The organism is Borreliella afzelii (assembly GCF_014202295.1).
GTDB classification, from domain to species: Bacteria; Spirochaetota; Spirochaetia; order Borreliales; family Borreliaceae; genus Borreliella; species Borreliella afzelii.
Genome location: NZ_JACHGM010000002.1, coordinates 14,032 through 38,328 on the forward strand (window position 1 = coordinate 14,032; position 24,297 = coordinate 38,328).

The following is a 24,297-nucleotide window of genomic DNA, read 5'->3' on the forward strand; positions in this document are numbered from 1 at the left end:
TAGGAGACTGCATTTATGTTTTTTAATTTTTTAAAAAAAGATCTTGTATTTGTTTTGCCAGAAGTAAATTCAAAAGAAGATGTAATTAATTTTTTAGTTGAAAAAATCAATGATAAGGGATATATAGATAGTAAAAAAGAGTTTCTTCAAGGAATTCTTGATAGAGAGAAAATAGGCGATACTTCTTGGGAAAATGGGGTTGCAATTCCTCATTTTATAGGAGATGTTGTTAAAACCAGTTTTATTTCATTGCTTTACATTAAAGGTGATGGGGTTAAGTGGTCTGAAGAAAATCCCCCTGTTAATTTAATATTTTTGATTTGTATGTCAAAAAAGCAACAGGGCAATGAGCATCTTAAGGCGATTGCATTTATAGCTAAGCTGTTTGAAGATGATGCTTTTCAAAATGCTTTAAGTGGGATTGTTACTGCTGATGACATTTATTATTATATAGAAAATGTTCAGAGAAAAGCCAAAGAAGAGGATTTTAGAGCCACAAAGGCAGAAAAAATAGTAGCTGTAACTGCTTGTCCTGTTGGAGTTGCTCATACATATATTGCAGCAAAGAAAATTGAAAATGAAGCTAAAAAGCAGGGGTACGATATTAGGGTCGAAACCCAAGGATCTATTGGTATTGAAAATGCCTTAACAGAAGAAGAAATTAGGGATGCAGCTATTGTAATACTTGCTGTTGATAAGGATGTTGACGAAAAGAGATTTGAAGGTAAGAGAGTTTATAAAGTCTCAACTGTAAAAGCGATAAATAATACGGAAAATATTATTAAGGAAGCGTTTAATGCCCCAGTATTTTTTTTCAAAGATGCTGGGGCTAATGGTAGTTCTAAAGGCCCGATTGCAACAGGTAAAGGGAGCTTTTATAAATATTTAATGAGCGGAGTATCTCCAATGATTCCTGTTGTTGCAACTGGAGGAATTTTAATTGCTCTTAGCATTGCTTTTGTTGGGATAGGGCCGGATGGGCCTAATTTTTCTGAGCATCCATTTTATAAGCAGATTGCAGATATTGGTTCTGTGGCTTTTGGAATGATGCTACCCGTGCTTGCTGGTTTTATTTCAATGGCAATTGCTGATAAGCCTGGTCTTGCTCCCGGTCTTGTTGGTGGAGTAATATCTGGAAATGTAAAAGCAGGGTTTTTGGGCGCAATATTTGCAGGGTTTCTTGCAGGCTATGTTGCAAAGTTTTTAGCAAAGAGATCTGTTCCTGAGTGGTTAAGGCCTGTGATGCCTATATTTGTGATTCCACTAATAAGCACCATTATTGTTGGCTTTTTTATGTTGTATGTTGGTGTTTATATTGGAGAATTTATGGGGGTGCTTGAGAGTGGGCTTAAATCTTTACAGAGCAATTCAGAAACGTTTGGTGTGTTGGGTAAAATTTTCTTAGGTTTAGTGTTGGGGTCAATGATTACTGTTGATATGGGTGGGCCTTTTAATAAAGTGGCATTTCTATTTGGTGTAGGGTTAATTCCTCAAGTTCCAGAAATAATGGGAATGGTGGCAGCAGCAATTCCTGTTCCTCCTATGGCTATGGGGCTTGCAACTTTTTTAGCGCCTAAATTATTTGAAAATGAAGAGAAAGAATCTGGCAAAATAGCCTTTTTAATTTCATTTATTGGTATTAGTGAAGGGGCTATTCCTTTTGCTGCTAGTGATCCTGGAAGAGTAATTCCTTCGATAGTGGTAGGAGGCGCTGTATCAAGCATTATTGCTGCTTTTTTAGGCGTTGCAAATCATGCTCCACACGGAGGGCCAATAGTGCTTCCTGTTGTTGATAATAAATTTGAGTTTATTATTGCAATTGCTGTTGGAGTTGCAGTTGCAACGGCTTTGGTAATTTTTTTGAAATCTTTAAAATCAAAGGAATCTGAATGAATGAATGAAGATAATATTTTTTTAATGAAAAATAATATTAAAGAATATGATTGGGGAGGGATTAGTTTTATTCCCAATCTTTTAGGTAATAAGATTGATGGAAGGCCTAAAGCTGAAATGTGGCTTGGAGCACACAAGACATTTTCTAGTAAGATTTTATATAGAAATGAGTATGTGCTTTTAAGCGATTTTTTAGAAGACCATAAAGAGCTTTTAGGTTGTAATGACGAATTTCCTTTTTTATTTAAGGTATTGTCTGCAAATAAACCTTTATCTATTCAAATTCATCCTTCTAAAGATATTGCCTTAAAAGGGTATGAATCAGAGAATAATAAAGGGGTAGATATTGATGATCCTAAAAGGACATATAAAGACAAAAATCCCAAAATTGAACTTATTTATGCCCTGAGCGATTTTTATGCCCTTAAAGGCTTTTTGCCTTTGGATGAGATTAAAAAAATTTGTGAAATTCTGAAATTAAATTTCGACTTTCAATCACATAGAGATTTTGTAAAGACCGTTTTTGATTTACAAGAGTATGAACTTGAGAAGATTATTGAGAAAATTTTAAAAAATTTAAATCTTATTGATGATTTTAGGGGTTATTGGTTTAATGAGATTTACAATATTTATGGTGTAGATGTGGGTCTTTTAGTATTTTTAGGCATGAATATTTTAAAACTAAAATCAGGAGAAGTTGTTTATACAAATAGTCAAGAGGTGCATGCATATCTTAAGGGAGACTGCATTGAGCTTATGACTAATTCTGACAATGTTATTAGAGCTGGGCTTACTACCAAGTATATTAATAAAGAAGAGATGTTAAGAGTTGGTCAATTTGAGGAAGGAAAGTTGTCATTTTTAAATCCTGATTTTCAAAATGGTTTTAGTGTATTTAGACTTCCAAATACTAATTTGAAATTAATTCACAAAAAAATAAATGAGAGCATTTGTATCAATAGAAATAATGCAATGGTATTGTTAGTTTTAGATGGGTGTGTGAATATAAATAAATCTTTAGACCTTAACAAAGGTGAGAGTATTTTTATAGGCAGAAAAGCTGAAAACTTGTTTATTAATGGGAATGGTCAAGCTTTTATTGCTGGTTTTGATTAAAATCAAGCTCACACAAGTGAGCTTGATTTTAATTGCCAATTCAGTTATTTGTCTAATTAAATGCAAATTTTATGAATCCAAATCCAAAAAAATTGAATTTAATTCCTTCAAATAAAATGCTTGGCTTTGTCAGTAATATTGTTGGTCCTAGTGCGGGGTAAATTTTGAATCCTATATATAAATTTTTTGCAAAGTTGTATTCCATTACAAAAGGAATTCTAATAACAGCGCCTATTCTCTCATAATCAGTCTCTTCCTCTTCATCGGGAGGTATAAGAGATGTTTTTGACCAATCTGCACCTATTCCAATGCCGCCGCCGATTCTCATGTATTGTCCAATTTGTTTTTTAAAAATAATATCTATTCCGCCGTTTAGATAATTTTCAAAATTGTTTGATTTAAGGCCAATAAAACCTCCATATCCAAAATCAATATTTACATAAGGAATTGTAACTATAATGTTTGCAATAGGATTGCCTATTCCAATACCCATTGAAAATAAGTCATAACTTTTTTTTTCTTTTATGCCTTTAAGCTTTGCGATACAGGTTGTTGAATCTTCTTCTTTGCTGCATCTGACCATATAATTGTCAGATGCAAAAGAAAAGTGCATTACGCCTAATACTAATGTTAAAATATGTATTTTTTTAAAATTTTTTATCATTTATTCTCCATTATATATATATTTTTATAAAGCCTGTGCCCAAGAAATTAAATCTAGCTCCTTCAAATGACATTGGGTTTCCAAATAGCATAGTTGTTCCAATAGTAGCAACAGCTTTAAACCCAATTACAATATTTTTAAGAAAACTGTATTCTATTACCAAAGGTAGCCTTATTACAACCCCTATTCTATTTTCAAGAGATGTTTGTTGATCTTCATTTACGTCTCCTTCAAGGTTTTCATTCGATTTTTCAGGACTTCCTTTTGACCAATCTGCACCTATTCCAATGCCGCCGGAAATCATAGTGTTTTTATGTATTTCATCTTTAAATAAAAGGTCTATTCCCATTACAACATAGGGCATGAAATTGTTGGGTTTAAGCCCAACGAATCCTCCGTAGCCGAGGTCTATATCTACATACGGAACAGATATTGTAATGTTTGTAAGTGGGTATCCAATTCCAAAGCCTATGCCAAATAAACGGCGCACAGACTCTTCTTTTTCAAGAAGTTTCTCAAAGTCAAAATCATCTTCAACCATAGTTTTGCTTTTTGATTGGGCAGTTAATAAACCTGTTGTTAATATAAGTATTATTGTTGCTAATAGCATTCTCATTGAAATTCTCCTTTTTTATATTCAAATTCAAATATTATTTTTACAATATTTTTAATCAAGCATAAAAAATTAAAAATATTGATCTTTATTTGCTTATTTTGATAATAAAACTTTATTTTTAAATTTTTTATTATTTTGTTTATCAAAGTTTTGTTTATCAAAAAATTTTTAATCACAAATACAGGTATTATTATACTACTTGACTGTATATTGATGTTAATCTTGTTTGTTTGTATAAGATTTTTGGGAATATATTTTTGCTTTGATTTTTTAGCCTTTAAAAAAAGTGTAAATTGATGAACTTGTAATAAATAAGTTTTATTGTAGTGTTGTATTTTAAAACGCTTGCAAAAAAACTTTATTTGCTTTAAGGCTTTTGAAGCCAATTTTAGCTTATTAATCCTTTTGTTCAAAACTTTATCCCAAAAATTTGAATATTAAGTTTTCAATCTATAAACAAATAGTACATCAAAGTTTTGAATTTGAAATGCTGTTTGATATTATTTTAAGTAAGACTGAATTAATTAAAAATAAGTTTAGTATGTAATTTATTGTTATTAAACTTATACAAAGTGTATGATTAAACTGTATATTATTTTTTTTTATTTTTATTCTTTTTTATTAGGGTTTCCAGAAAATATTTTTTTTAAAAATTTAGGATTTTCTAATAATGATCAGTATTTTATGTTTGGCGAATATGGGTTTGAGAATGGATATTATTATTCTGCTGTATGCTTTGTTGATGTTATTAAAAATAATTTTACAAACTCTGGAGTGCATTCTAGGATTTTTAAGGAGCACGTTGAGTATTTAGACAGTTATGATAAAAGTCTTTACGAACTTTTAAAGATGATTAATTTTAAAGTTAAGGAATTTAAAATTAATCATTTAAGAAGAGGGCGAGAAATTTATTTTTATGTTAAGAGTGAGATACCAGAAACAGATTTTTTAAATTTTGTTGATTTTAAAACAGGAAATGAATATCAAGTTTTTGTAAATAAGGATATTAATTTTCAAAAACTTTCTTCTTCTTTTAATATTTTTTTATCTATCAGATATTGTAATTCAACTCTAGAAAAACATTTGACTGTTGGAAGAGGGAATTTCTATAGAAAGAATGTTATTGATTATAAAATAAGGGAGATTGTTTTATTTCCAGATGAAGATGGAATTGTTTTTGTTTTGGAAAAAATCATGTTGAATTCTTATGGAAATAAGTATAAGCGATTTATGGTTGAAGTTAAAAAATATTGAATATAATTATATAGTGTTTTAAAGAAGTGTAATGCTTTATTAAGGATAATGTATGAGTGATTTTATAGCATCAAAAGAAGATGATTATTCTAAGTGGTATTTAGATATAGTGCAAAAAGCAAAACTTGCTGATTACAGCCCTGTAAAAGGGTGCATGGTGATTATGCCTTATGGGTATTCTATTTGGAGTAAAATTCAGAGCATACTTGATAAAAAATTTAAAGAGACAGGACATGAGAATGCATATTTTCCTATGCTTATTCCTTATGGGTTTTTAGAAAAAGAAAAGGATCATATTGATGGATTTTCACCCGAGTTTGCTATTATTAAGGATGCTGGTGGAGAGAGTTTGGTGGAACCTTTGGTTTTAAGGCCTACTTCTGAGACAATTATTTGGAATATGTATAGTAAGTGGATTAAGTCTTACAGAGATCTCCCCCTTAAAATTAATCAATGGGCGAATGTTATTCGTTGGGAAAAGAGGACAAGACCTTTTTTGCGTACTACCGAATTTTTATGGCAAGAAGGGCATACTGCTCATGCTACTGAAGAGGAGGCATTAGAAGAAACTTTACTTATTTTAGATGTATATAAAAGATTTATGGAAGACTATTTAGCTATTCCAGTTTTTTGTGGTAAAAAATCTGAAAATGAAAAATTTGCGGGGGCTGTTTCTACTTATTCGGTTGAGGCATTAATGCAAGATAAAAAAGCGCTTCAAGCCGCCACATCTCATTATTTAGGTTTGAATTTTGCAAAGGCGTTTGATGTAAAATTTCAAGACAAAGATGGTAAGATGAAACATGTATTTGCTAGTAGCTGGGGTGTTTCTACCAGATTAATTGGTGCTTTGATTATGGTTCATTCTGATGAGAAAGGTTTGATTTTGCCACCTCGCATTGCTCCTGTAGAAATTATTGTTATTCCCATTTTTAAAAAAGAAGATGAGATTAATAAAAAAATTTTAGACTATTCTGATTGTGTTGTACACACTTTAAAAAAAGCAGAATTTAGAGTTGAAATTGATAAGGATGTTAGAAGTTCTCCAGGATTTAGATTTTCATCTGCTGAGTTTAAAGGAATTCCTATACGTATTGAAGTGGGGATAAATGATATTCTTTTAAATTCTGTTACTATTATAAGAAGGGATAAAGACAGAAAATTTAAGTATCAAATATCCCTTGATTCTCTTGTTAGTAAGGTTAGGGTAGAACTTGATTCTATGCAAAAAGATTTATTTAAAAAAGCATTGAATTTTAGGACCTTAAATACCAAGGAGATTTTTAGAAGCGGGAAAGATAGCTATGAGCTATTTAAAGCTTATGTGAATGATTATTCTGGTTTTGTGCTTTCTTGTTGGTGTGGTGGTTTGAATTGTGAAAATATTATTAAAAATGAGACTAAAGCCACAATAAGATGTATTCCTGATGATTTTAAAGCCCGGGATTTAACAGGTATGACTTGTATTTATTGCTCTTCTAAGGCCAAATATTATGTTTTATTTGCCAAATCTTATTAATTTGTTTGGCTTTAATTAATTTTTTCTTGATCTTTTAATTCTTTAAAGTTTGTTATATGAATGATTGCAATGTTAAAGGCAAAGTCAATAAGTAAAGCTAAAGAGATTAATATTGGCAGCATTGGTGTTATGTTAGAAACATTTAGCTCTATTCCTTTTGTATAGGTAGAACAAAGCATTGTAATTATGTAAATTAAGCTATTTGGTATATGAGGAAATGCAAAGACAAAAAAAAATGATAAAGTGCTCATATAGCTTATTTCATAGATAGAAATAGGCAAGCTAGAATACGATTTTAAAATTATAAAAAATGATATTACTGAAACAAAAATAGTTCCAAATTTAGAAACAAAATTTATTAGAGGTATGTTTATAATTATAGATTTTTTTATATTTATTCTTTCATTTTTAATATCTTCTATTAAGATCACATAAGGAGAATAAGAATCTTTTGTTAGTCCTGAAAATATTATGTTTTGAAATGATACAAAGATTCCTTTATATATCATTTTAAAATTTTTTGTCAATCTATAGCTAATTGTTGGTAATATTACAAACAAAATTATAATTGTCCATATTAAAAAGAATGTTATGCTATTTATGTAATTTTGATAATCTTTAAAGCTTTTTAGGCTTGTAGTGTAATCTGCTGCTATAAAAATGATTCCTATGTTTAATACCTTTACAATAAATCCATTTGCATGGTAAAAAAGATTGGATGCGCTTAGCATCAGTTCTCTAGCTATTCTCCCCTTTTGTTTTGCATAATAAAAGCTAGTGCCTATGATTATTGAAATCATGTAGATGCTGAGTAGATTTGGATTACTAGATGTAAATATTTTGAATATATTTTTTGGGAAAAATGTTTCTAATAAAACTTCTTTTTCAAAAAAATATGTATTTTGTATTGTTTTTTCTAGTATTGGAATTCTTTGTGGAAGATATATTATTGCAGCTATTATTGCTACAGCAACTCCAGATAGGTTAGTTAAAATTCCATAATAAATGGTTTTACCAAAAAGTTTTTTAAAGTTTTTATTTTCAATAATATTTTCAATTCCTAATGGAATTGAAAATATTAAGAAAGGAATAAGAGATAAGTATGATAATCTTATAAAAGCATGAGATAAAGAGCTATAAATCCCAAGAGGAAAAAATAATCCTAAAAAGATTCCAATAAGCAGAGTGAAAAAAAAATTGATTTTTACATTCATATGACTTTTCCTTTCAGAGATTTAGGTACACTTTGTATAATAAATAGTACTAAATTTTTTTGTAAATATAAACTTTGGAGTTACAATTGTACTTATGTTGTTATGTTGCTTGTGGGTGTTTTTGGGGGTTGTTTGTATAAATATCCTGATTCTGTAGATACAGATTTAAATTCAAGGTTGCCAAATATTTTAACTTTAGAGGAGCATGATAAGCAACTTTTTACTAAAGATTTTTATAAAAATCTTATTTCAAGTAGTAAAGAAATTGGTCTTAAGCTTCATAAAGTTTTAGTAGATTATTTAAATCCGCAGTCAGAAGAGGTTGATAGGGTTTTAAAATATAATCAAGTGATTAACATTTATTGGTCTTTTCTCAAATCAATTGCAAAAAACATTTCAAAATTGACTATAGAGCAGAAGATTTTATTTAGATTTGCTGCTCTTATTCCAAATGCACTTGGATCTGAAATTCAGCTGTTAATTTCAAAAACTATTTGGGATAATCATTACAATGAGTCTTTTATTTATTTTGATGAATGGCTTTATGGGGTTAATAGTTTCAAGCTTAGTAGATTAGCAACTGATTTGCCAATGGATAACTTTAAAGAAGAAGATTTGGAAAAAATTTTACTTAATAAGAAAGAAAAACTTTTGGCAAATATTGATTTTGCAAAGAGTAGTCTTAAAAGAACCGATAAGATTAGAGAAGAAGCTCTTTGTAGACTAAGGAGTATGTTTGGATTTTTATTTTCAAATAATGACCAAAACGATTTAGCTTATATGCCTGAATACGGAGTGCGAAGTCCTTATGCCAATTCGATTTTAAAGCCTTTAAATTTTGCCAGTGATTATGTTGATGATCTTATTAAATCAAATCGAGATGTCAATATTTTTATCAATAAAATTGAAGATGCTAACAGAGAGCTTTTTGAAATTCAAAATAAAATGAATAATATTGGAATGTCTGTTGAATCAACTATTGCACACGATGAGGTTGAGGCTATCAGAAGTGCCAATAAGCTTGCAATAGGGCCAAGAGGCAATCATTTCCCTATTCTTTTGAGAAATAATGTAGTTGCTAACCCTCAACTTTTTGGAAGCAGAGAAAGAATTATACAACTTGTTTGGGAAATAGAAGATATTCAGCCTAGACTTTTTCAAAAAGCGTATAGAGGGGATTTGCTCAGGGTAGTCCCGTATTTTATATTAATACCTTCTTATGGTGATAAAGGAATTTGCTGGGAGCCAATTGATGTTAAAAATAGAGCAAATGGCAGGGGTAAAATATTAATACCCATGTATGCTAAAAACTTAAGAAAAGCGGTTATTTTAGGGATTGGTGATTTTGTTTGGGAGCTTGCAAAAGAACAAGCTTCTTTTAGATGGATGGAAACAGGAATTACAGGTCAATATTATGATTATTATGTTAAATTTATTAAAAAAGGAAATGTTAAAAATTTTTTCCTAGAAGATTATTTTCTTTGGATAGATAAGGAAAGTAAAGGAATTCAAAAACTTGAGAAATTGGTGCGCGGCATAATGTGGAGAAATTTACCTTTTTCTAAAAATTTAAAAGAGACACTTGCTAAAAAATCTTTTATATACAAGGATCTTCTTGATAAAGATAAAAATATCCAAGCATCTGATGGGTATTAATTTATTTTCTATTTTGATAAAATTCTGATTATTTTTTTATTTTTTGTGCTTTTAAGCTAATTTTTATAATTATCATCAATGTAAACTTTTTTCTTTTCCAGAGATTTAATTAATTTTATATTTTCTGTTTCTATTGCGGCTTGCATTGGCGTTTTTCTGTTTTTTAGCGTGAAACTTAAATCAGCTCCGCTTTCTTTTAAAAATTCAAATACTTTTTCGTTATTAGCATATATTGCCCAAAATATTGGAGAATGCTCAGTATCATCTATCTGATTAAGGCTTATTCCATAATCTACTAATATTTTTATGATTTCAAATTCATTATTTATTATTGAAATTGAAATTGGAGATATTTTATGATTAAAGTTTATTTCTGCCCCCAGATTTAGTGCAATTAAAACGCCTTTTTTATTGCTAAAAAAAACAGATATTATAAAAAGATCATTTTTAATTTTTTCTAAATTTTGTAAGGTTTTTTTGTCGTTTATGTTTATTGAATTTATAACTTTATTTAAAGTGTCTTTATTATTTTGATATTCTGTGCTATTGAAAGCAAATAATTTTTTTTGCAATTCTTTTACTATTGAAGTACTTGTATCGGTGTTTGTTGAATTCAAATTCATTATTATTTGTAATAACAGTAAAAGTATAATGAATTCTTTTTTCATGTTTTGTGAGTTTTGTATTCCTTTAATAAAGTATTTAATTTTAGATGATTGCTTTTTTAATAAGTATTAAATTAACATTTATTATAGGCTATTATAAGATTGTTTTTCAATGCTTTTATGGTTGTAATTGTCAATTATTAAATGATTTTTGCCTATTTTTTAGATATTAAGTATTTTTATACTAAATTTATAATTTAGGCTTTAGTTTTGATGCTTTTTTGTATGTGGTATTAATATTAAATATGGTCATGTTAAGTTAGTATTTAAAAAAATTGATAATTTTTTTAAATTGAGTTGTACATTTTATTATGTGTAGTTTATATTGTAAAATACTCTTATGAGTTTATTGACTGAAATTGCTAAGTTTGTTTTGATTTTATTTTTATTTACTTCTTGCAAAGAAAAACAAAGCGAGATCCAAAATCTTACTCATCTTTTAAAAGCTTCTAATAAAAATAGATTAGATAAATTTCTTATTATTGATAGGGTTGTTAATATATATATTGCAAATAAAAATTATGAAAATGCTTTAGAAGTTGTAAATAATGGAATTATTGATGATGAATCTAGAGAATATTATCCTTTGTATCTTTATTTAATGGGCAATATTTATAATTCTATGGGAGAAGATTTCGTAGCTTTTAGTATTTACAAGCATGTTGTTGACAATTTTGATGATTATGTTTATGAAAACTGTTCAGTGAAAACAAGAGCGGCTAAAAAGATTGTTAATTTAAATATTGATTCAGCTGATAAGATCAATTATTACAAATTTATATTAAATACAGGAATTGATAATTTAAATAATGAAGAAAAGGGTAATTATTTTTATAATCTTGCATTAAGTTTGGAAGATATTCAAGATTATGATGAATCTTATTTTTACTATAAAAAATTTCTTTCAATTCCAAGGTCACATCTAAAAATAGATTCTAGAGACTATTTTAATGTCGTTACAAAAATTAATTACTTTAATAATCCAGAGTTTGTTGTTTATAGAAATTTAGGAGATTTAATCCAAGATGTCAAAAATTTTGTTCTTTCAGGGGATACTTCTAAATTACTTAACATAAGAGATAAGAATAATTTTTTTATTCAAAGTTGGGATCAAAAGGGTGGTAAAAGCAATTCTATTAATACTAACAGCTTTTTAACCACGATGATTAGGCTTGGAGGGAGAAGAAAAAATGGAATACAATTTGCAAAGTATCTTGAGGAGGATTCTAGTGATGATATATCTTATCTTGAATCAAGTGGATGGGATCATATTCGAGAATGGTATTTTGTTTTTAAAAGAATTGTTTATCCTAAAGATCCAGAAATTAATAATGGTTGGACTTGGATAGGTGTGTATTTAGGTAAAAAATAATAGGAAGGAGATAATGCATTTTCTTAAATTTCTTTTTAGTTATTTATTTCTACTTTATTCTAATGTTTCTATAATAAAAGATGAGGTTGCCGAGACAAGCGTGCATAGAATAATTGATTGGGATAGGAAGGTTATTTGTTTTGACATTGTTAAGGAAATTAATGAAAATGAATTTAGACCAGTAGGTTTAAATACGGCGTCTAAATTAATAGCAACCATTAATGATTTTAAAGACACTTTAATAAGAGAATCTCTTTTTAAAATAATTATGGACTCTGAAAATACTTTTAAGAATTATTTTGACCTGAATCCCAGCTTAATACTTAATTTTTCGGGTCCTAATAGTATTTTGAAAAGATCTTATATAAAATATTCAGAAGATTTAAGAAGTCTAACTGTTAGATATGAGCTTAGCCTTTTCCCCGATTTTATAAGTTTATTTTTTTCTCATGAAAAGCCATATAAAGCTTTTTATCCATTAGTAAATTCTGATGTTGATAAAACCGATTATACAGGAGTTGTGATTTATGTAGGTGATGTCTATAATAATACTTTTGGTTCTAAAAAATTAGAAGACTCTTTTTTTATCAAAATTTATGATGAAAACATTAGGCCATATTTTGATAAGAGAATGGTTTCTTCAGAGGCTTTGAAAAAATGGGGAATGCTTGAGTATAGCAATGATGTTCTTTATAGCAATAAAAATAGGGTTGGGTATCGTCCTTTAAAATTAGTTGCCAAAAGCAGTTATGGTAAAAATAATACAGATATTATACTTGATGAGTATTCTATTAACAAATTGTTTTCAAATAGTAATAATATTAAACTTTTGCAAGACGGAAAACTTGTTATAATAAAGTAAGAAAATTAAACTAGGTACTTGTTTTTTTCTAAACAATCAACTAAGATAATAAAGAGTTTTATAAGGAATTAATGCCCTTATAGCTCAGTTGGTAGAGCACCACCATGGTAAGGTGGGGGTCGTCGGTTCAAGTCCGATTGAGGGCTTTTATTGGTAGTTAGGAGTTTTGCTATATGGGTAAAAAGAAAGGGAAAGGAGCTGTTGAGCTTATATCTTTGATTTGTGAAGAGACAGGAATTAGGAATTATACCACTACTAAGAATAGACGTAATAAGCAAGAAAAGTTAGAATTGATGAAATATTGTCCAAAATTACGGAAACACACTCTTCATAAAGAAGGGAAAATAAAATAATAAATAATAGGTCAGTAGTTCCAACGGTAGAACGACAGTCTCCAAAACTGTATGCTGGGGGTTCGAATCCCTCCTGACCTGTTGTTAGAATTAAAGTGAGGCTTTAAGTGTTTAGGTTTATCAAAGATAGTATTTTGGAGCTTAAGAAGGTAACGTGGCCTAAGTATAATGAAGTGGTTGAAAATGGAAAACAAGTTTTTTGGTTGGTATTATTTGTTTCAATTTTCTTAGGCATAGTCGATTATCTCATGTTTCTTGTTGTAACTTATGTATTTTAGTTTTATTATAAGAAGGGTAAATTATGTCTAGAGCTTGGTATGTAGTTCAAACTTATTCTCAATATGAGAAAAAGATAGAGCAAGACATAAGACTTTTAATAAGTGAAGGTGTTTTTGGTAGTGTAGTGTTAGATGTTAAGGCTCCTATTGAAAAAGTAGAAGAGATAAAGAATGGCAAGAAAAGAATAAGGGAGAGAAAAATTTGGCCAGGCTATATTCTTATTGAGCTAGATCTTCCAGAGGTAGGTTGGAAAGACATTGTTGCTAATATTATTAAAGTTCAAGGTGTTATTAATTTTGTAGGTGTTGGCAAAGGTCAAAGGCCTATTCCTATTAATGATGAAGAAGTAAAAAGTGTTTTTATGCTTACTGGTGAGATTAAAGCAAATAAATCTATTTTTATGCTTTATGACTTTGAAGAAGGAGAAAGAGTTAGAATTAAGGGCGGACCTTTTGATTCCTTTGAGGGGCTTATTAGTTCTATTGATTACGAAAGAAAAAAATTAAAAGTTGCAGTTCAAATTTTTGGAAGATCAACGCCTGTTGAGGTTGATTTCCAGCATATAGAAAAGATTTAAAATTTATACTGCTAATGGGAGCTTTCAAGGCGTTATTACCATAAGGAGATGATATGGCAAAAAAAAAAGCAATTTCTTGGATTAAATTACAGGTTCCAGCTGCTCAAGCAGCTCCAGGAGCTAAAATAGGTCAAGCGCTTGGGCCGCATGGAGTTAGTGGGCCACAGTTTGTAAAAGAATTTAATGAAAGAACTGCAAAGATGGAGCCCGGCATTGTGGTTCCTGTTATCATTACTGTTTATAGCGATAAAAGTTTTTCTTTTATCGTAAAAACTCCCCCAGCTTCAATTTTAATTAAAAAAGCTATTGGGATAGAATCCGGATCTAAAAAATCCAATACAGATAAAGTTGGGACTATATCAAAAGAAAAGTTAATGGAGATAGTAAGAATTAAAATGCCTGATTTAAATGCAAAATCAGAATCAGCAGCATTTAAAATTATTTCAGGAAGTGCGCGTTCAATGGGTGTTGAGGTAGAGAAATAATGTCAAAAAAGGGTAAAAAATATATTGAAGCTTTTTCTAAAGTAGATAAAAGTAAATTTTATAGCATTGAAGATGCAATTTCATTGTTAAAAGAAATTAAATTTGTTAAATTTGATGAAACCATAGATATATCTGTTAACCTTAATTTAAAAAAGAATCATACCGTTAGAGACACTATAGTTTTGCCAAATCAGTTTATGAAGCCAAAAAGAATACTTGTTTTTGCAAAAGGGGATCGAGCTGATGAGGCTAGAGCTTTTGGTGCAACTTATGTTGGGGATGATGATCTTATAAATAAGATTAAAAGCGGTTGGGATGAATTTGACATTGTTGTTGCAACTCCTGATATGATGAAGGACGTTGGAAGACTTGGTCCTATTTTAGGGAAAAGGGGCCTAATGCCTAATCCAAAGACTCAAACAGTCACAAATAATCTTAAGGATGCAATCAATAGCCTTAAAAAAGGCCGAACAGAATTTAGAGCAAATAAAAATGGTGTAATAAGCTTTTCTTTTGGTAAATCTTCTATGGACAATGAAAAGATAAAAGAAAATTATGAGGAATTTATTAAGGAAGTTGTTAAAAAAAGACCGAGTGACTTAAAGGGAACTTTTATAGATAGTATTTATATTTCATCTACTATGGGGCCTTCTATAAGAGTTGAGTTTGTTTGGAGGTGACATTATGAGCACAAAGATAAATTCTAAAAAGTTGGAAATGTTTGATTTATTGAAAAAATTTATAGATAGTAAGCAAAATATTTTTTTCTTAGATTATAGAGGTTTGAGTGTGTCTCAGTTGACAGATCTTCGCAACAAAATAGAAGGAGAGCACGGAGCCTTAAAAGTTGTTAAAAATAATATAATGAAGATGGTTTTAAAAGAAAAGAATATTGATGTTGTTGATTCTTGTTTGGTTGGCCCTACAGTTGTTGTTACTGCATTAGAAGAGGCTAATGTAATAGCAAAAATTTTTTATGATTTTGTAAAAACTACTACTTTAAAAGTAAAGGGCGGCTTTGTTTTAGGGGAGTTTTATGATGAGGCTAAAGTTCAAGCTTATAGCAAGCTTCCTACCAAAAAAGAGTCTATTTCTTTATTTGCTAGTGTGTTAAAAGCGCCAGTTTCTAAGCTTGTAAGAACATTGAAAGCTTTGGCTGATGTTAAAAATTAACATAACAGTGTTAGTCTTAAATTTTGAGTGCATGCTATCACTGTAAAATTAAAATATATAAGGAGTTAATATGGCACTAAATAAAGAAGATATTTTAACCTGGCTTGAGGGTGCAAAAACTATGGAAGTTGTTGAGCTTGTAACAGCTATTGAGGAAAAGTTTGGAGTGACTGCTGCTGTTGCTACTAGTGTAGGGGGCGCTGCTTCAACAGGTTCAACTGATTCTGAAGAACAAACCGAATTTGATGTAATTCTTATGTCTTTTGGTGATAGTAAGATAAATGTTATAAAAGAGGTTAGGTCTATTACAGGACTTGGTCTTGGAGAAGCTAAAGCTTTAGTTGAATCTGCTCCTAAAGCTATTAAAGAAGGTCTTTCTAAGTCAGATGCTGAGGAATTGAAAAAGAAACTTGAGGCAGTTGGCGCAAAAGTTGAAGTTAAATAAAAAATTAAAAATATATCAAAGTTGTTATTCCGCATGTCTTCATGATGTGCGGCTTGTTATGTCTTAAAAAAGGAGTCTTTTAATGATAAAAAGAGTTCATCTGGGACAAGGAAGAGCTGATGAGATTTTAGACTTACCTAACCTGATAGAAATACAATTAAATTCTTATGAAAAATTTTTACAACTTGATAAATTAAAAAATAAAAAACCTTTACTTAATGAAGGCCTTGAGTCTGTTTTTAGAAATATATTTCCCATCAAAAGTGGAAATGGTGACGTTGCTCTTGAGTACGAAAGATACTATATAGAAAATGATACTCTTAATTTTACAGAAAAAGAATGTAAAAGAAAAGGTCAAAGTTATGAAGCTGTTTTAAAAGTAAGACTAAATTTGCAATTTTTGACTACTGGGGAAATAAGGCAAAAAGACGTGTACATGGGAACTATTCCTTTAATGACAGAAAGGGGCACTTTTATTATTAATGGGGCTGAGAGGGTTATTGTTTCTCAGATTCATAGATCCCCAGGAGTTGTTTTTTATAAAGAAAAAGATTTATATTCTGCTAGAATAATTCCCTATCGTGGTTCTTGGCTAGAATTTGAGATTGATTCTAAAAAAGATTACCTTTATGTAAAGATAGATAGAAAAAAAAGAATACTCATAACTCTTTTTTTAAGAGCTTTAGGGTTTGATACGAGAGAAAAAATAATAGAAACTTTTTATAACATTAAAAAAATTAAAGTTGAAGAGGGTACAAAAAGAGATCTTCCAGGTCAATATTTAGCTAAGAGTATTAACATAAGAGAGAATATGTATTATCGAGCAGGAGATAAGATTACTCTACAAGATGTTGAAGATTTTTTACAAAATGGAGTAAATGAAATAGAGCTTGTTGATTTTGATGGCTATAATGATGTTTCTGGAAAGTACTTTGTAAGTTCGAATGTTATTTTAAATTGCCTTGAAAAAGAGGATGCTTTTTTTGCTTTAAAGGATGGCTCTAAAGAGCTTCCAAAAGAATCAGTCATGCTTGCTGTTTATGGGGCTCTTTTCCCTGGCGAGCCAATATCGATTGATAATGCTGAAAACGATTTAAAAACCATATTCTTTTCTGAAAGAAGATATGATCTTGGACGTGTAGGGCGCTATAAACTTTCTAAAAAATTTGGATCTGACGATTTAAGTACATCAGTTTTAACTATGGATGATATTGTTAACACCATATCTCATCTTTTGAGAATATATGAAGGGCATGATATTCTTGATGATATTGACCATTTGGGAAATAGAAGAGTGCGTTCTGTTGGCGAGCTTCTTACCAATATATATAAAGGAGCGATGTCGAGAGTTGAAAAAATTGCTAAAGATAGAATGTCTAACAAAGAAGTTTTTAATCTAAAACCTCAAGAATTAATAAGCGTTAAACCCATTGTATCTGCTGTTAAAGAATTTTTTGCAACCAGCCAGCTTTCTCAGTTCATGGATCAGGTCAATCCTTTAGCCGAACTTACTCACAAAAGGCGTCTTAATGCTCTTGGTCCGGGGGGACTTTCAAGAGATAGAGCAGGATTTGAAGTAAGAGATGTACATTATACTCATTATGGTAGAATGTGTCCCATTGAAACTCCCGAAGGACCAAATATTGGACTTATTGTTTCTTTAGCTACTTATTCCAGAGTTAATGATTATGGGTTTTTAGAAACCCCCTATAGGAAAGTTGTTAATGGAGAAGTGACTAATGAATTAGAATATTTATCTGCTATTGACGAAGAGAAAAAGTGTATTGCTCAAGCCAATGCTGCTTTTAATTCTGATGGAAAGTATCTTGAAGATTTGGTTTCTGTTAGAATTTCTGGTGATTATACCACAACAAACCCTAAAAATATAGATTATATGGACGTTTCTCCTAGACAATTAATCTCAGTATCTTCGGCATTAATTCCTTTTCTTGAACACAATGATGCAAATAGAGCTCTTATGGGCTCTAATATGCAAAGACAAGCAGTGCCTCTGCTTTTCCCCAAACCTCCAATTGTTGGTACTGGCATGGAAAGTGTTGTTGCAAAGGATTCAGGAGTAGTAGTTAAGGCTAAAAGAAGTGGGGAAGTTATTCTTGCAACAAGTAATAAAATAGTTGTCAAACCTTTTGAATCAGAGAATGCTAAAGATTTAGATGAATATCATATTGTTAAGTATGAAAGGACAAATCAAGATACTTGTTTTAATCAATCTGTTTTAGTTAAAGAGGGGCAAAAGGTTGAAAGGGGTGAAATAATAGCTGACGGTCCTGCTACTAGATATGGGGAGCTTGCTCTTGGCAATAATTTATTACTGGGAGTTATTCCTTGGAATGGATTTAATTATGAGGATGCTATATTGATTTCTGATAGAATTGTAAAGGAAGATCTTTATACATCTATTCATATTAAAGAATTCAGTATAGAAGTAAGAGAAACTAAGCTTGGTCCTGAGAAAGTTACAGGAGACATACCTAATGTTAGCGAAAAGATACTAAATAAATTGGATGAAAATGGGATTATACGGATAGGAACTTATGTAAAGCCTGGGGATATTTTGGTTGGCAAGGTTACTCCAAAGTCAGAAGGAGACATTACTCCTGAATTTAGGCTTTTAACTTCTATTTTTGGAGAAAAAGCAAAAGATGTTAAAAATAATTCGTTAAAAGTTCCTCATGGTACTGAAGGTACAGTTATTGATGTTCAAAGAATTACTAAAGAGGATGTTGGCAATCTTTCTCCTGGAGTTGAGGAGATACTTAAAGTTTATGTTGCTAAAAAAAGGAAGCTTAAAGAGGGTGATAAAATGGCTGGACGACATGGTAATAAGGGTGTTGTTGCAAAAATTCTTCCTGTTGAAGATATGCCTTATCTTGCAGACGGAACCCCTCTTGACATATGCTTAAATCCTTTGGGAGTTCCGTCTAGAATGAATATTGGACAATTAATGGAATCGCAATTAGGTCTTGCTGGTAAATATCTTAGTGAATCTTATAATGTTCCTGTTTTTGAATCTGCTACAAATGAACAAATTCAGGAAAAATTAAAAAAAGCTGGGTTTAATCCAACTTCTAAAGAAATTTTATATGATGGTTATACAGGAGAGCCTTTCGAAAATGAAGTAATGGTTGGAGTGATTTACATGCTTAAGCTACATCACCTTGTTGATGATAAAATGCATGCAAGATCAACAGGGCCATATTCTCTTGTTTCTCAACAACCTCTTGGAGGAAAAGCTCAATTTGGTGGGCAAAGACTTGGAGAAATGGAGGTTTGGGCTCTTGAAGCTTATGGTGCGGCTCACACACTTCAAGAACTTTTAACAGTTAAATCCGATGATATGTCGGGCAGAGTCAAGATATATGAAAATATAGTAAAAGGTGTTCCTACTAATGTATCAGGGATTCCCGAGTCTTTTAATGTGCTAATGCAAGAGCTTAGGGGGCTTGGACTTGATTTGTCAATTTATGATGATAATGGGAATCAAGTTCCTTTGACAGAAAAAGAGGAAGAATTGATTAATAAAAGCTAGGTTTTTGGAGTTTTTATGAAAGAGATAAAAGATTTTGAAAAAATAAAAATTAAAATAGCATCTCCTGATCAAATTAGAAATTGGTCTTATGGAGAGGTTAAAAAGTCTGAAACTATTAATTATAGAACTTTGAGACCCGAGAAGGATGGGCTTTTTTGTGAGAGGATTTTTGGTACTACAAAGGAATGGGAATGTTATTGTGGTAAATTTAAATCAGTTAGATATAAAGGCATTATTTGCGATCGTTGTAATGTAGAGGTTACCCATTTTAAGGTGAGGCGTGAGAGAATGGGGCATATTGAGTTAGCAGCTCCAGTTGCTCATATTTGGTATTATAAATATATCCCCTCTAGAATTGGTCTTTTGCTTGACATTACGGCATCTAGTTTGAATTCTATTCTGTATTATGAAAAATATGTAGTAATTGAACCGGGTGATACTGATCTTAAAAAAATGCAGCTTTTAAATGAAGATGAGTACATAGAGGCTAGAGAGCGATATGGGATGTCTTTTAATGCTTCTATGGGAGCTGAAGCTATTAAAAGTCTTCTTGAAAATCTTGATCTTGATGAGCTTTCATCTAAGCTTAGAATTCAAATGATAGATAAAGATGATAAAACTGATAAGAAACTCTTAAGACGTCTTGAAATTATTGAAAATTTTAAAATTTCTGGAAATAAACCAGAATGGATGATTATGGAAGTTCTTCCTGTTATCCCCCCAGAGATTAGGCCAATGGTTCAGCTTGATGGAGGACGCTTTGCAACATCTGATCTTAATGATCTTTACAGAAGAGTTATAAATAGGAATAATCGCTTAAGGAAGTTGCTTCTTCTTAATGCGCCAGAGATTATTGTGAGAAATGAAAAAAGAATGCTTCAAGAATCGGTAGACTCTCTTTTTGACAATTCTCATAAAAGAAAGGTTGTTAAAGGCTCATCTAGTAGGCCTCTTAAGTCGCTTTCCGATGCGTTAAAAGGTAAGCAGGGAAGGTTTAGGCAAAATCTTCTTGGTAAAAGAGTAGATTATTCTGGTCGTTCTGTGATTGTTGTTGGACCTGAGTTAAAACTACATCAATGTGGATTGCCTGCAAAAATGGCTCTTGAGCTGTTTAAGCCTTTTGTGATAAGAAGGTTGATTGAGAGTGAAGCTGTTTTTAATATTAAAAGAGCAAAGAATTTGATTGAACAAGAAGTTGACGAGGTATGGCAAATTTTAGATCTTGTTATTAAAGAGCATCCTATTCTTTTAAATAGGGCACCCACCCTTCATAGACTTGGAATTCAAGCTTTTGAGCCTGTGTTAGTTGAGGGTAAGGCAATAAAATTACATCCTCTTGTTTGTCATGCATATAATGCTGATTTTGATGGTGATCAAATGGCAGTACATGTACCTCTTACTCCATCAGCACAAGCTGAAAGTTGGGCTTTAATGCTTTCAACAAATAATCTTTTAAATCCCGCTAATGGGCATCCTATTGTTTTTCCATCCCAAGATATTGTTTTAGGTCTATATTATTTAACAATGGAAAAAAAGAATACTGTTGGAGAAGGTAAAAAGTTTTTAAACTTTAATAATGTTATTCTTGCTATAAATAATAGGAGTCTAGATTACAATGCTTCTATTTATGTAAAAATTGATGGCAAATATAAAAAAACTACAGCTGGTAGGGTTATATTTAATGAGGCCTTGCCCAACGGAATTGAATTTGTAAATAAAACTCTTAGTGATTTGGAACTACAAATTTTAATATCAAAAGTTTATGTAGTTCATGGTTCTTCTACTGTAATTGAAATGCTTGACATTATCAAGGAGCTTGGCTTTAAATATGCTACCAAGTTTGGATGCACAATTAGTATGAGTGATATTATTGTTCCTGATGAAAAGAAAGCTTATATAGACAGGGCCAATAAAGAGATTGCTAAAATTCAAAATGATTATGCTAAAGGTGTTATTACCGGTGAAGAGCGTTATAATAACGTAGTTTCTGTTTGGTTAAAGACGAACGAGGAACTTACTAATAAGATGATGGAAATTTTAAAGAAAGACAGAGATGGGTTTAATGTTATATATATGATGGCAGATTCTGGTGCTAGGGGTAGTAGAAATCAAATAAGGCAACTTGCTGGCATGAGAGGATTGATGGCAAAAACTTCCGGGGATATTATTGAGCTTCCAATTATTTCTAACTTTAAAGAAGGTCTTTCTGTGATAGAGTTTTTCATCTCTACAAATGGAGCGAGAAAGGGGCTGGCAGATACTGCTCTTAAGACTGCTGATGCTGGATATTTAACTCGAAGATTAGTAGATATTGCTCAAGATGTTGTTGTTAGAATAGAAGATTGTGGGACTATAAACGGAATAAAAGTTGAAACTGTAAAAAATGGTGAAGAAATATTAGAATCTTTGAAAGAAAAAGCTGTTGGGAGCTATTCTATTGAAAGAATAAAAAATCCAATTACTGGTGAGATTGTTTTAGATGCAAATGAAGAAATCTCAGAAGCTAAAATAGAATTATTAGAAAAAATTGGTATTGAAAAACTTGTGATTAGATCTGTTTTAACATGTGAAGCTGAACACGGTGTTTGTCAAAAATGTTATGGTAGAGACTTTTCAAAGAATAAGCCTGTTAACATTGGCGAGGCTGTAGGAATAATTGCTGCTCAGTCTATAGGTCAGCCAGGCACTCAATTAACTATGAGAACTTTTCATATTGGTGGAGTTGCTCAGGCTGGTAGTGAGGATGATAAAATATCTTTAAAGAATACTTTTATACTTAATGGCATAGAGGGTTTTAATGTTAGGGTTGAGAATGGAATTCTTTTCACAAGAAAAGGAACTTTAAAAATAATCAATGTTTTTTATGAAGAAAAAATTAAGAACATAAAGGAAATTAAAGTTTCAGATTCTCAAAGAGTAATTAAAGGAATTCCTTTATTTGTTAATAATAAGGGAGTAGAAATTCTCTCTTCTTATATTGGTTATGTTAAATTAAGAGACGATAAATTTTTAATAGTGTCAGAAGAGCAAGAAGTTTCCTTGAAAGCTGGTACAAAGCTTGAAATAGAGGTTGGCGAATATGTTGAATCGGGCAAAGTTATTGGTACGTTTGATCCATTTGCAGAGCCTATTATTGCAGAGGTTAAAGGTAAAATTAAATTTAAGAATATTATTTTAGGAACTACTCTTAAAGAAGAGATAAATACTGAAACAGGTAATGTTGAGAAAAGAATTACAGATAATGTTTTTGAATCTCTTGATCCTAGAATTTTTATTATTGATAGTGGTGGTGTGGAGATCGCATCTTATGTATTACCAGGCGATGCTTATCTTCAGGTTGAAGATGGTCAGAATATTAATATAGGAGATATTATTGCGAAACTTTCTAAAGGTTCTGAAAAAACTCAAGATATTACAGGGGGATTGCCTCGTGTTAATGATCTTTTTGAAACAAGAATTCCTAAGAATTTAACTGAAATGGCTAAAGTAAGTGGAATTGTGCAATTTAAATCAATTCAAAAAGGAAAAAGACTTATTAATATTTTAGATGAATATGGGGTTGAGCATAAGCATTATATTCCAGCCGGCAAACATCTTTTAGTTAGAGATGGAGATATTGTTAAGGCAGGAGATATGCTTTGTGATGGTAGAATTAATCCTCATGATGTGCTTGAAATTTTGGGTGGGATTAGTTTACAAGAGTTTTTGTTGGCAGAAATTCAAGATGTTTATCGAAAACAGGGTGTTAGCATTAATGACAAACATATTGGTGTGATAATTAAGCAAATGATGAAAAAAGTTAAGATTGTAGCAGTTGGTGATACTAATTTTGTTTATGGGCAAAAGGTAGATAAGCACACTTTTTATGAGCAGAATAGAAAAGTTATCGAACAAGGTGGTGAGCCAGCAATAGCAAGTCCCATTCTTATAGGAGTAACCAAGACTTCTCTTAATATAGATTCTTTTATTTCTGCAGCTTCTTTTCAGGAGACAACAAAAGTATTAACAGATGCTTCTATTGCTGGGAAAATAGATGATCTTAGAGGATTGAAAGAAAATGTTGTAATTGGGCATTTGATTCCTACTGGAACTGGCATGGGACTTTATAAAAAAATCAAAGTTAGTGAAAATGTCAATTCTGAAGTTTAGCTTGAAAATAAGTGATATATTTGCTACCATTTTATTAATAATTTCAAGAAAAGGAGAGCGTTGATAAATGCCTACAATTAATCAGTTAATTAGAAAGCCTAGAAAAAGTCAAACGGAGAAGACCGCATCTCCTGCGCTTCAAAATTGTCCCCAAAGAAGAGGAATTTGTACACGTGTAATGACTGTAACTCCTAAAAAGCCTAATTCAGCTTTGAGAAAAGTAGCCCGTGTTAGACTTTCAAATGGATTTGAAGTAACTGCATATATTCCAGGAATTGGTCATAATTTACAAGAACATTCTGTAGTTTTGATTAGAGGTGGTCGAGTTAAGGATTTGCCTGGAGTAAGGTACCACATAGTTCGAGGAGCCAAAGATACTCTTGGTGTTAATAATAGGAAAAAGGGTAGATCTAAGTATGGAACAAAAAAACCTAAAGCTTAATTGAAAGGTGGGT

General features: G+C 30.8%; 22 protein-coding genes and 2 tRNA genes. 19 read left to right on the top strand and 5 right to left on the bottom strand.

Features of this window, described 5'->3' with window-relative positions:
- The first annotated feature begins 15 nt into the window (after positions 1-15).
- Both HNP63_RS02245 and manA read left to right on the top strand, forming a co-directional pair.
- Entirely contained in the window at positions 16-1,893 is a 1,878-nt protein-coding gene (locus tag HNP63_RS02245; protein ID WP_183227113.1) for a fructose-specific PTS transporter subunit EIIC, read from the top strand.
- A complete protein-coding gene (gene manA / locus HNP63_RS02250; RefSeq protein ID WP_183227115.1) occupies positions 1,894-3,009 on the top strand; it encodes a mannose-6-phosphate isomerase, class I in 1,116 nt (371 codons plus the stop codon).
- 52 nt (positions 3,010-3,061) lie between these two features.
- Here the strand turns inward: manA and HNP63_RS02255 are convergent, their stop codons facing one another.
- From HNP63_RS02255 to HNP63_RS02265, 3 genes are read right to left on the bottom strand one after another with little or no spacing between them, the layout of a single operon-like run.
- Positions 3,062-3,673, bottom strand: a complete 612-nt coding sequence (locus HNP63_RS02255; protein WP_004790418.1) for a DUF3996 domain-containing protein — start codon at positions 3,671-3,673, stop codon at positions 3,062-3,064.
- Positions 3,674-3,683: 10 nt separating this feature from the next.
- Positions 3,684-4,289 (bottom strand): DUF3996 domain-containing protein, encoded by a 606-nt coding sequence (locus HNP63_RS02260; RefSeq protein WP_004790339.1) that lies wholly within the window; start codon positions 4,287-4,289, stop codon positions 3,684-3,686.
- Positions 4,286-4,702: a hypothetical protein gene (locus HNP63_RS02265; protein WP_183227117.1), complete on the bottom strand. Its 417-nt coding sequence runs from the start codon at positions 4,700-4,702 to the stop codon at positions 4,286-4,288. Before HNP63_RS02265 ends, HNP63_RS02260 begins: the two co-directional genes overlap by 4 nt.
- A gap of 163 nt (positions 4,703-4,865) precedes the next feature.
- Here HNP63_RS02265 and HNP63_RS02270 point away from each other — a divergent pair, with 163 nt between their 5' ends.
- Both HNP63_RS02270 and proS read left to right on the top strand, forming a co-directional pair.
- On the top strand, positions 4,866-5,543 hold the full coding sequence (locus tag HNP63_RS02270; protein WP_011601004.1) for a DUF2259 domain-containing protein: 678 nt from the start codon (positions 4,866-4,868) through the stop codon (positions 5,541-5,543).
- A 52-nt stretch (positions 5,544-5,595) separates the two neighbouring features.
- Positions 5,596-7,062, top strand: coding sequence for a proline--tRNA ligase (gene proS / locus HNP63_RS02275; RefSeq protein WP_011601003.1), 1,467 nt, complete (start codon positions 5,596-5,598; stop codon positions 7,060-7,062).
- A gap of 11 nt (positions 7,063-7,073) precedes the next feature.
- Here the strand turns inward: proS and HNP63_RS02280 are convergent, their stop codons facing one another.
- Complete coding sequence (locus HNP63_RS02280) at positions 7,074-8,276, bottom strand: dicarboxylate/amino acid:cation symporter (RefSeq protein ID WP_048830590.1); 1,203 nt, start codon at positions 8,274-8,276, stop codon at positions 7,074-7,076.
- A 102-nt stretch (positions 8,277-8,378) separates the two neighbouring features.
- Between HNP63_RS02280 and HNP63_RS02285 the strand changes: the two genes are divergently transcribed.
- The gene (locus HNP63_RS02285; protein ID WP_015055539.1) at positions 8,379-9,932 is read left to right on the top strand and encodes a DUF8510 domain-containing protein; all 1,554 of its coding nucleotides are present in this window, start codon (positions 8,379-8,381) and stop codon (positions 9,930-9,932) included.
- A 56-nt stretch (positions 9,933-9,988) separates the two neighbouring features.
- Here the strand turns inward: HNP63_RS02285 and HNP63_RS02290 are convergent, their stop codons facing one another.
- Positions 9,989-10,600 (bottom strand): ankyrin repeat domain-containing protein, encoded by a 612-nt coding sequence (locus HNP63_RS02290; protein WP_183227120.1) that lies wholly within the window; start codon positions 10,598-10,600, stop codon positions 9,989-9,991.
- A gap of 337 nt (positions 10,601-10,937) precedes the next feature.
- Here HNP63_RS02290 and HNP63_RS02295 point away from each other — a divergent pair, with 337 nt between their 5' ends.
- From HNP63_RS02295 to rpsL, 14 genes are all read left to right on the top strand, one after another.
- Positions 10,938-11,969, top strand: a complete 1,032-nt coding sequence (locus HNP63_RS02295) for a hypothetical protein (protein ID WP_014486379.1) — start codon at positions 10,938-10,940, stop codon at positions 11,967-11,969.
- Positions 11,970-11,982: 13 nt separating this feature from the next.
- Positions 11,983-12,831 (top strand): TP0624 family protein, encoded by an 849-nt coding sequence (locus HNP63_RS02300; RefSeq protein ID WP_044052196.1) that lies wholly within the window; start codon positions 11,983-11,985, stop codon positions 12,829-12,831.
- A gap of 73 nt (positions 12,832-12,904) precedes the next feature.
- A tRNA-Thr gene (locus tag HNP63_RS02305) sits at positions 12,905-12,977 on the top strand.
- 27 nt (positions 12,978-13,004) lie between these two features.
- Positions 13,005-13,184: a 50S ribosomal protein L33 gene (gene rpmG / locus HNP63_RS02310; protein ID WP_002556991.1), complete on the top strand. Its 180-nt coding sequence runs from the start codon at positions 13,005-13,007 to the stop codon at positions 13,182-13,184.
- Positions 13,185-13,192: 8 nt separating this feature from the next.
- Positions 13,193-13,265: transfer RNA gene (locus tag HNP63_RS02315), tRNA-Trp, on the top strand.
- Between the two features lie 26 nt (positions 13,266-13,291).
- On the top strand, positions 13,292-13,462 hold the full coding sequence (secE, locus tag HNP63_RS02320; protein ID WP_011600998.1) for a preprotein translocase subunit SecE: 171 nt from the start codon (positions 13,292-13,294) through the stop codon (positions 13,460-13,462).
- Between the two features lie 23 nt (positions 13,463-13,485).
- The gene (nusG, locus tag HNP63_RS02325; protein ID WP_048830586.1) at positions 13,486-14,040 is read left to right on the top strand and encodes a transcription termination/antitermination protein NusG; all 555 of its coding nucleotides are present in this window, start codon (positions 13,486-13,488) and stop codon (positions 14,038-14,040) included.
- Between the two features lie 53 nt (positions 14,041-14,093).
- The gene (gene rplK, locus HNP63_RS02330; RefSeq protein WP_006433846.1) at positions 14,094-14,525 is read left to right on the top strand and encodes a 50S ribosomal protein L11; all 432 of its coding nucleotides are present in this window, start codon (positions 14,094-14,096) and stop codon (positions 14,523-14,525) included.
- Positions 14,525-15,205 (top strand): 50S ribosomal protein L1, encoded by a 681-nt coding sequence (rplA, locus tag HNP63_RS02335; protein ID WP_004790164.1) that lies wholly within the window; start codon positions 14,525-14,527, stop codon positions 15,203-15,205. The genes rplK and rplA overlap by 1 nt, the downstream gene beginning before the upstream one ends.
- Positions 15,206-15,209: 4 nt before the next feature.
- Complete coding sequence (gene rplJ, locus HNP63_RS02340) at positions 15,210-15,698, top strand: 50S ribosomal protein L10 (protein ID WP_004790306.1); 489 nt, start codon at positions 15,210-15,212, stop codon at positions 15,696-15,698.
- A gap of 70 nt (positions 15,699-15,768) precedes the next feature.
- A complete protein-coding gene (gene rplL / locus HNP63_RS02345; RefSeq protein ID WP_004790358.1) occupies positions 15,769-16,143 on the top strand; it encodes a 50S ribosomal protein L7/L12 in 375 nt (124 codons plus the stop codon).
- Between the two features lie 82 nt (positions 16,144-16,225).
- Positions 16,226-19,693, top strand: a complete 3,468-nt coding sequence (gene rpoB, locus HNP63_RS02350; RefSeq protein WP_015055533.1) for a DNA-directed RNA polymerase subunit beta — start codon at positions 16,226-16,228, stop codon at positions 19,691-19,693.
- Between the two features lie 15 nt (positions 19,694-19,708).
- Entirely contained in the window at positions 19,709-23,842 is a 4,134-nt protein-coding gene (gene rpoC, locus HNP63_RS02355) for a DNA-directed RNA polymerase subunit beta' (protein WP_183227121.1), read from the top strand.
- A 67-nt stretch (positions 23,843-23,909) separates the two neighbouring features.
- The gene (gene rpsL, locus HNP63_RS02360; protein ID WP_002656492.1) at positions 23,910-24,284 is read left to right on the top strand and encodes a 30S ribosomal protein S12; all 375 of its coding nucleotides are present in this window, start codon (positions 23,910-23,912) and stop codon (positions 24,282-24,284) included.
- Positions 24,285-24,297 lie beyond the last annotated feature (13 nt).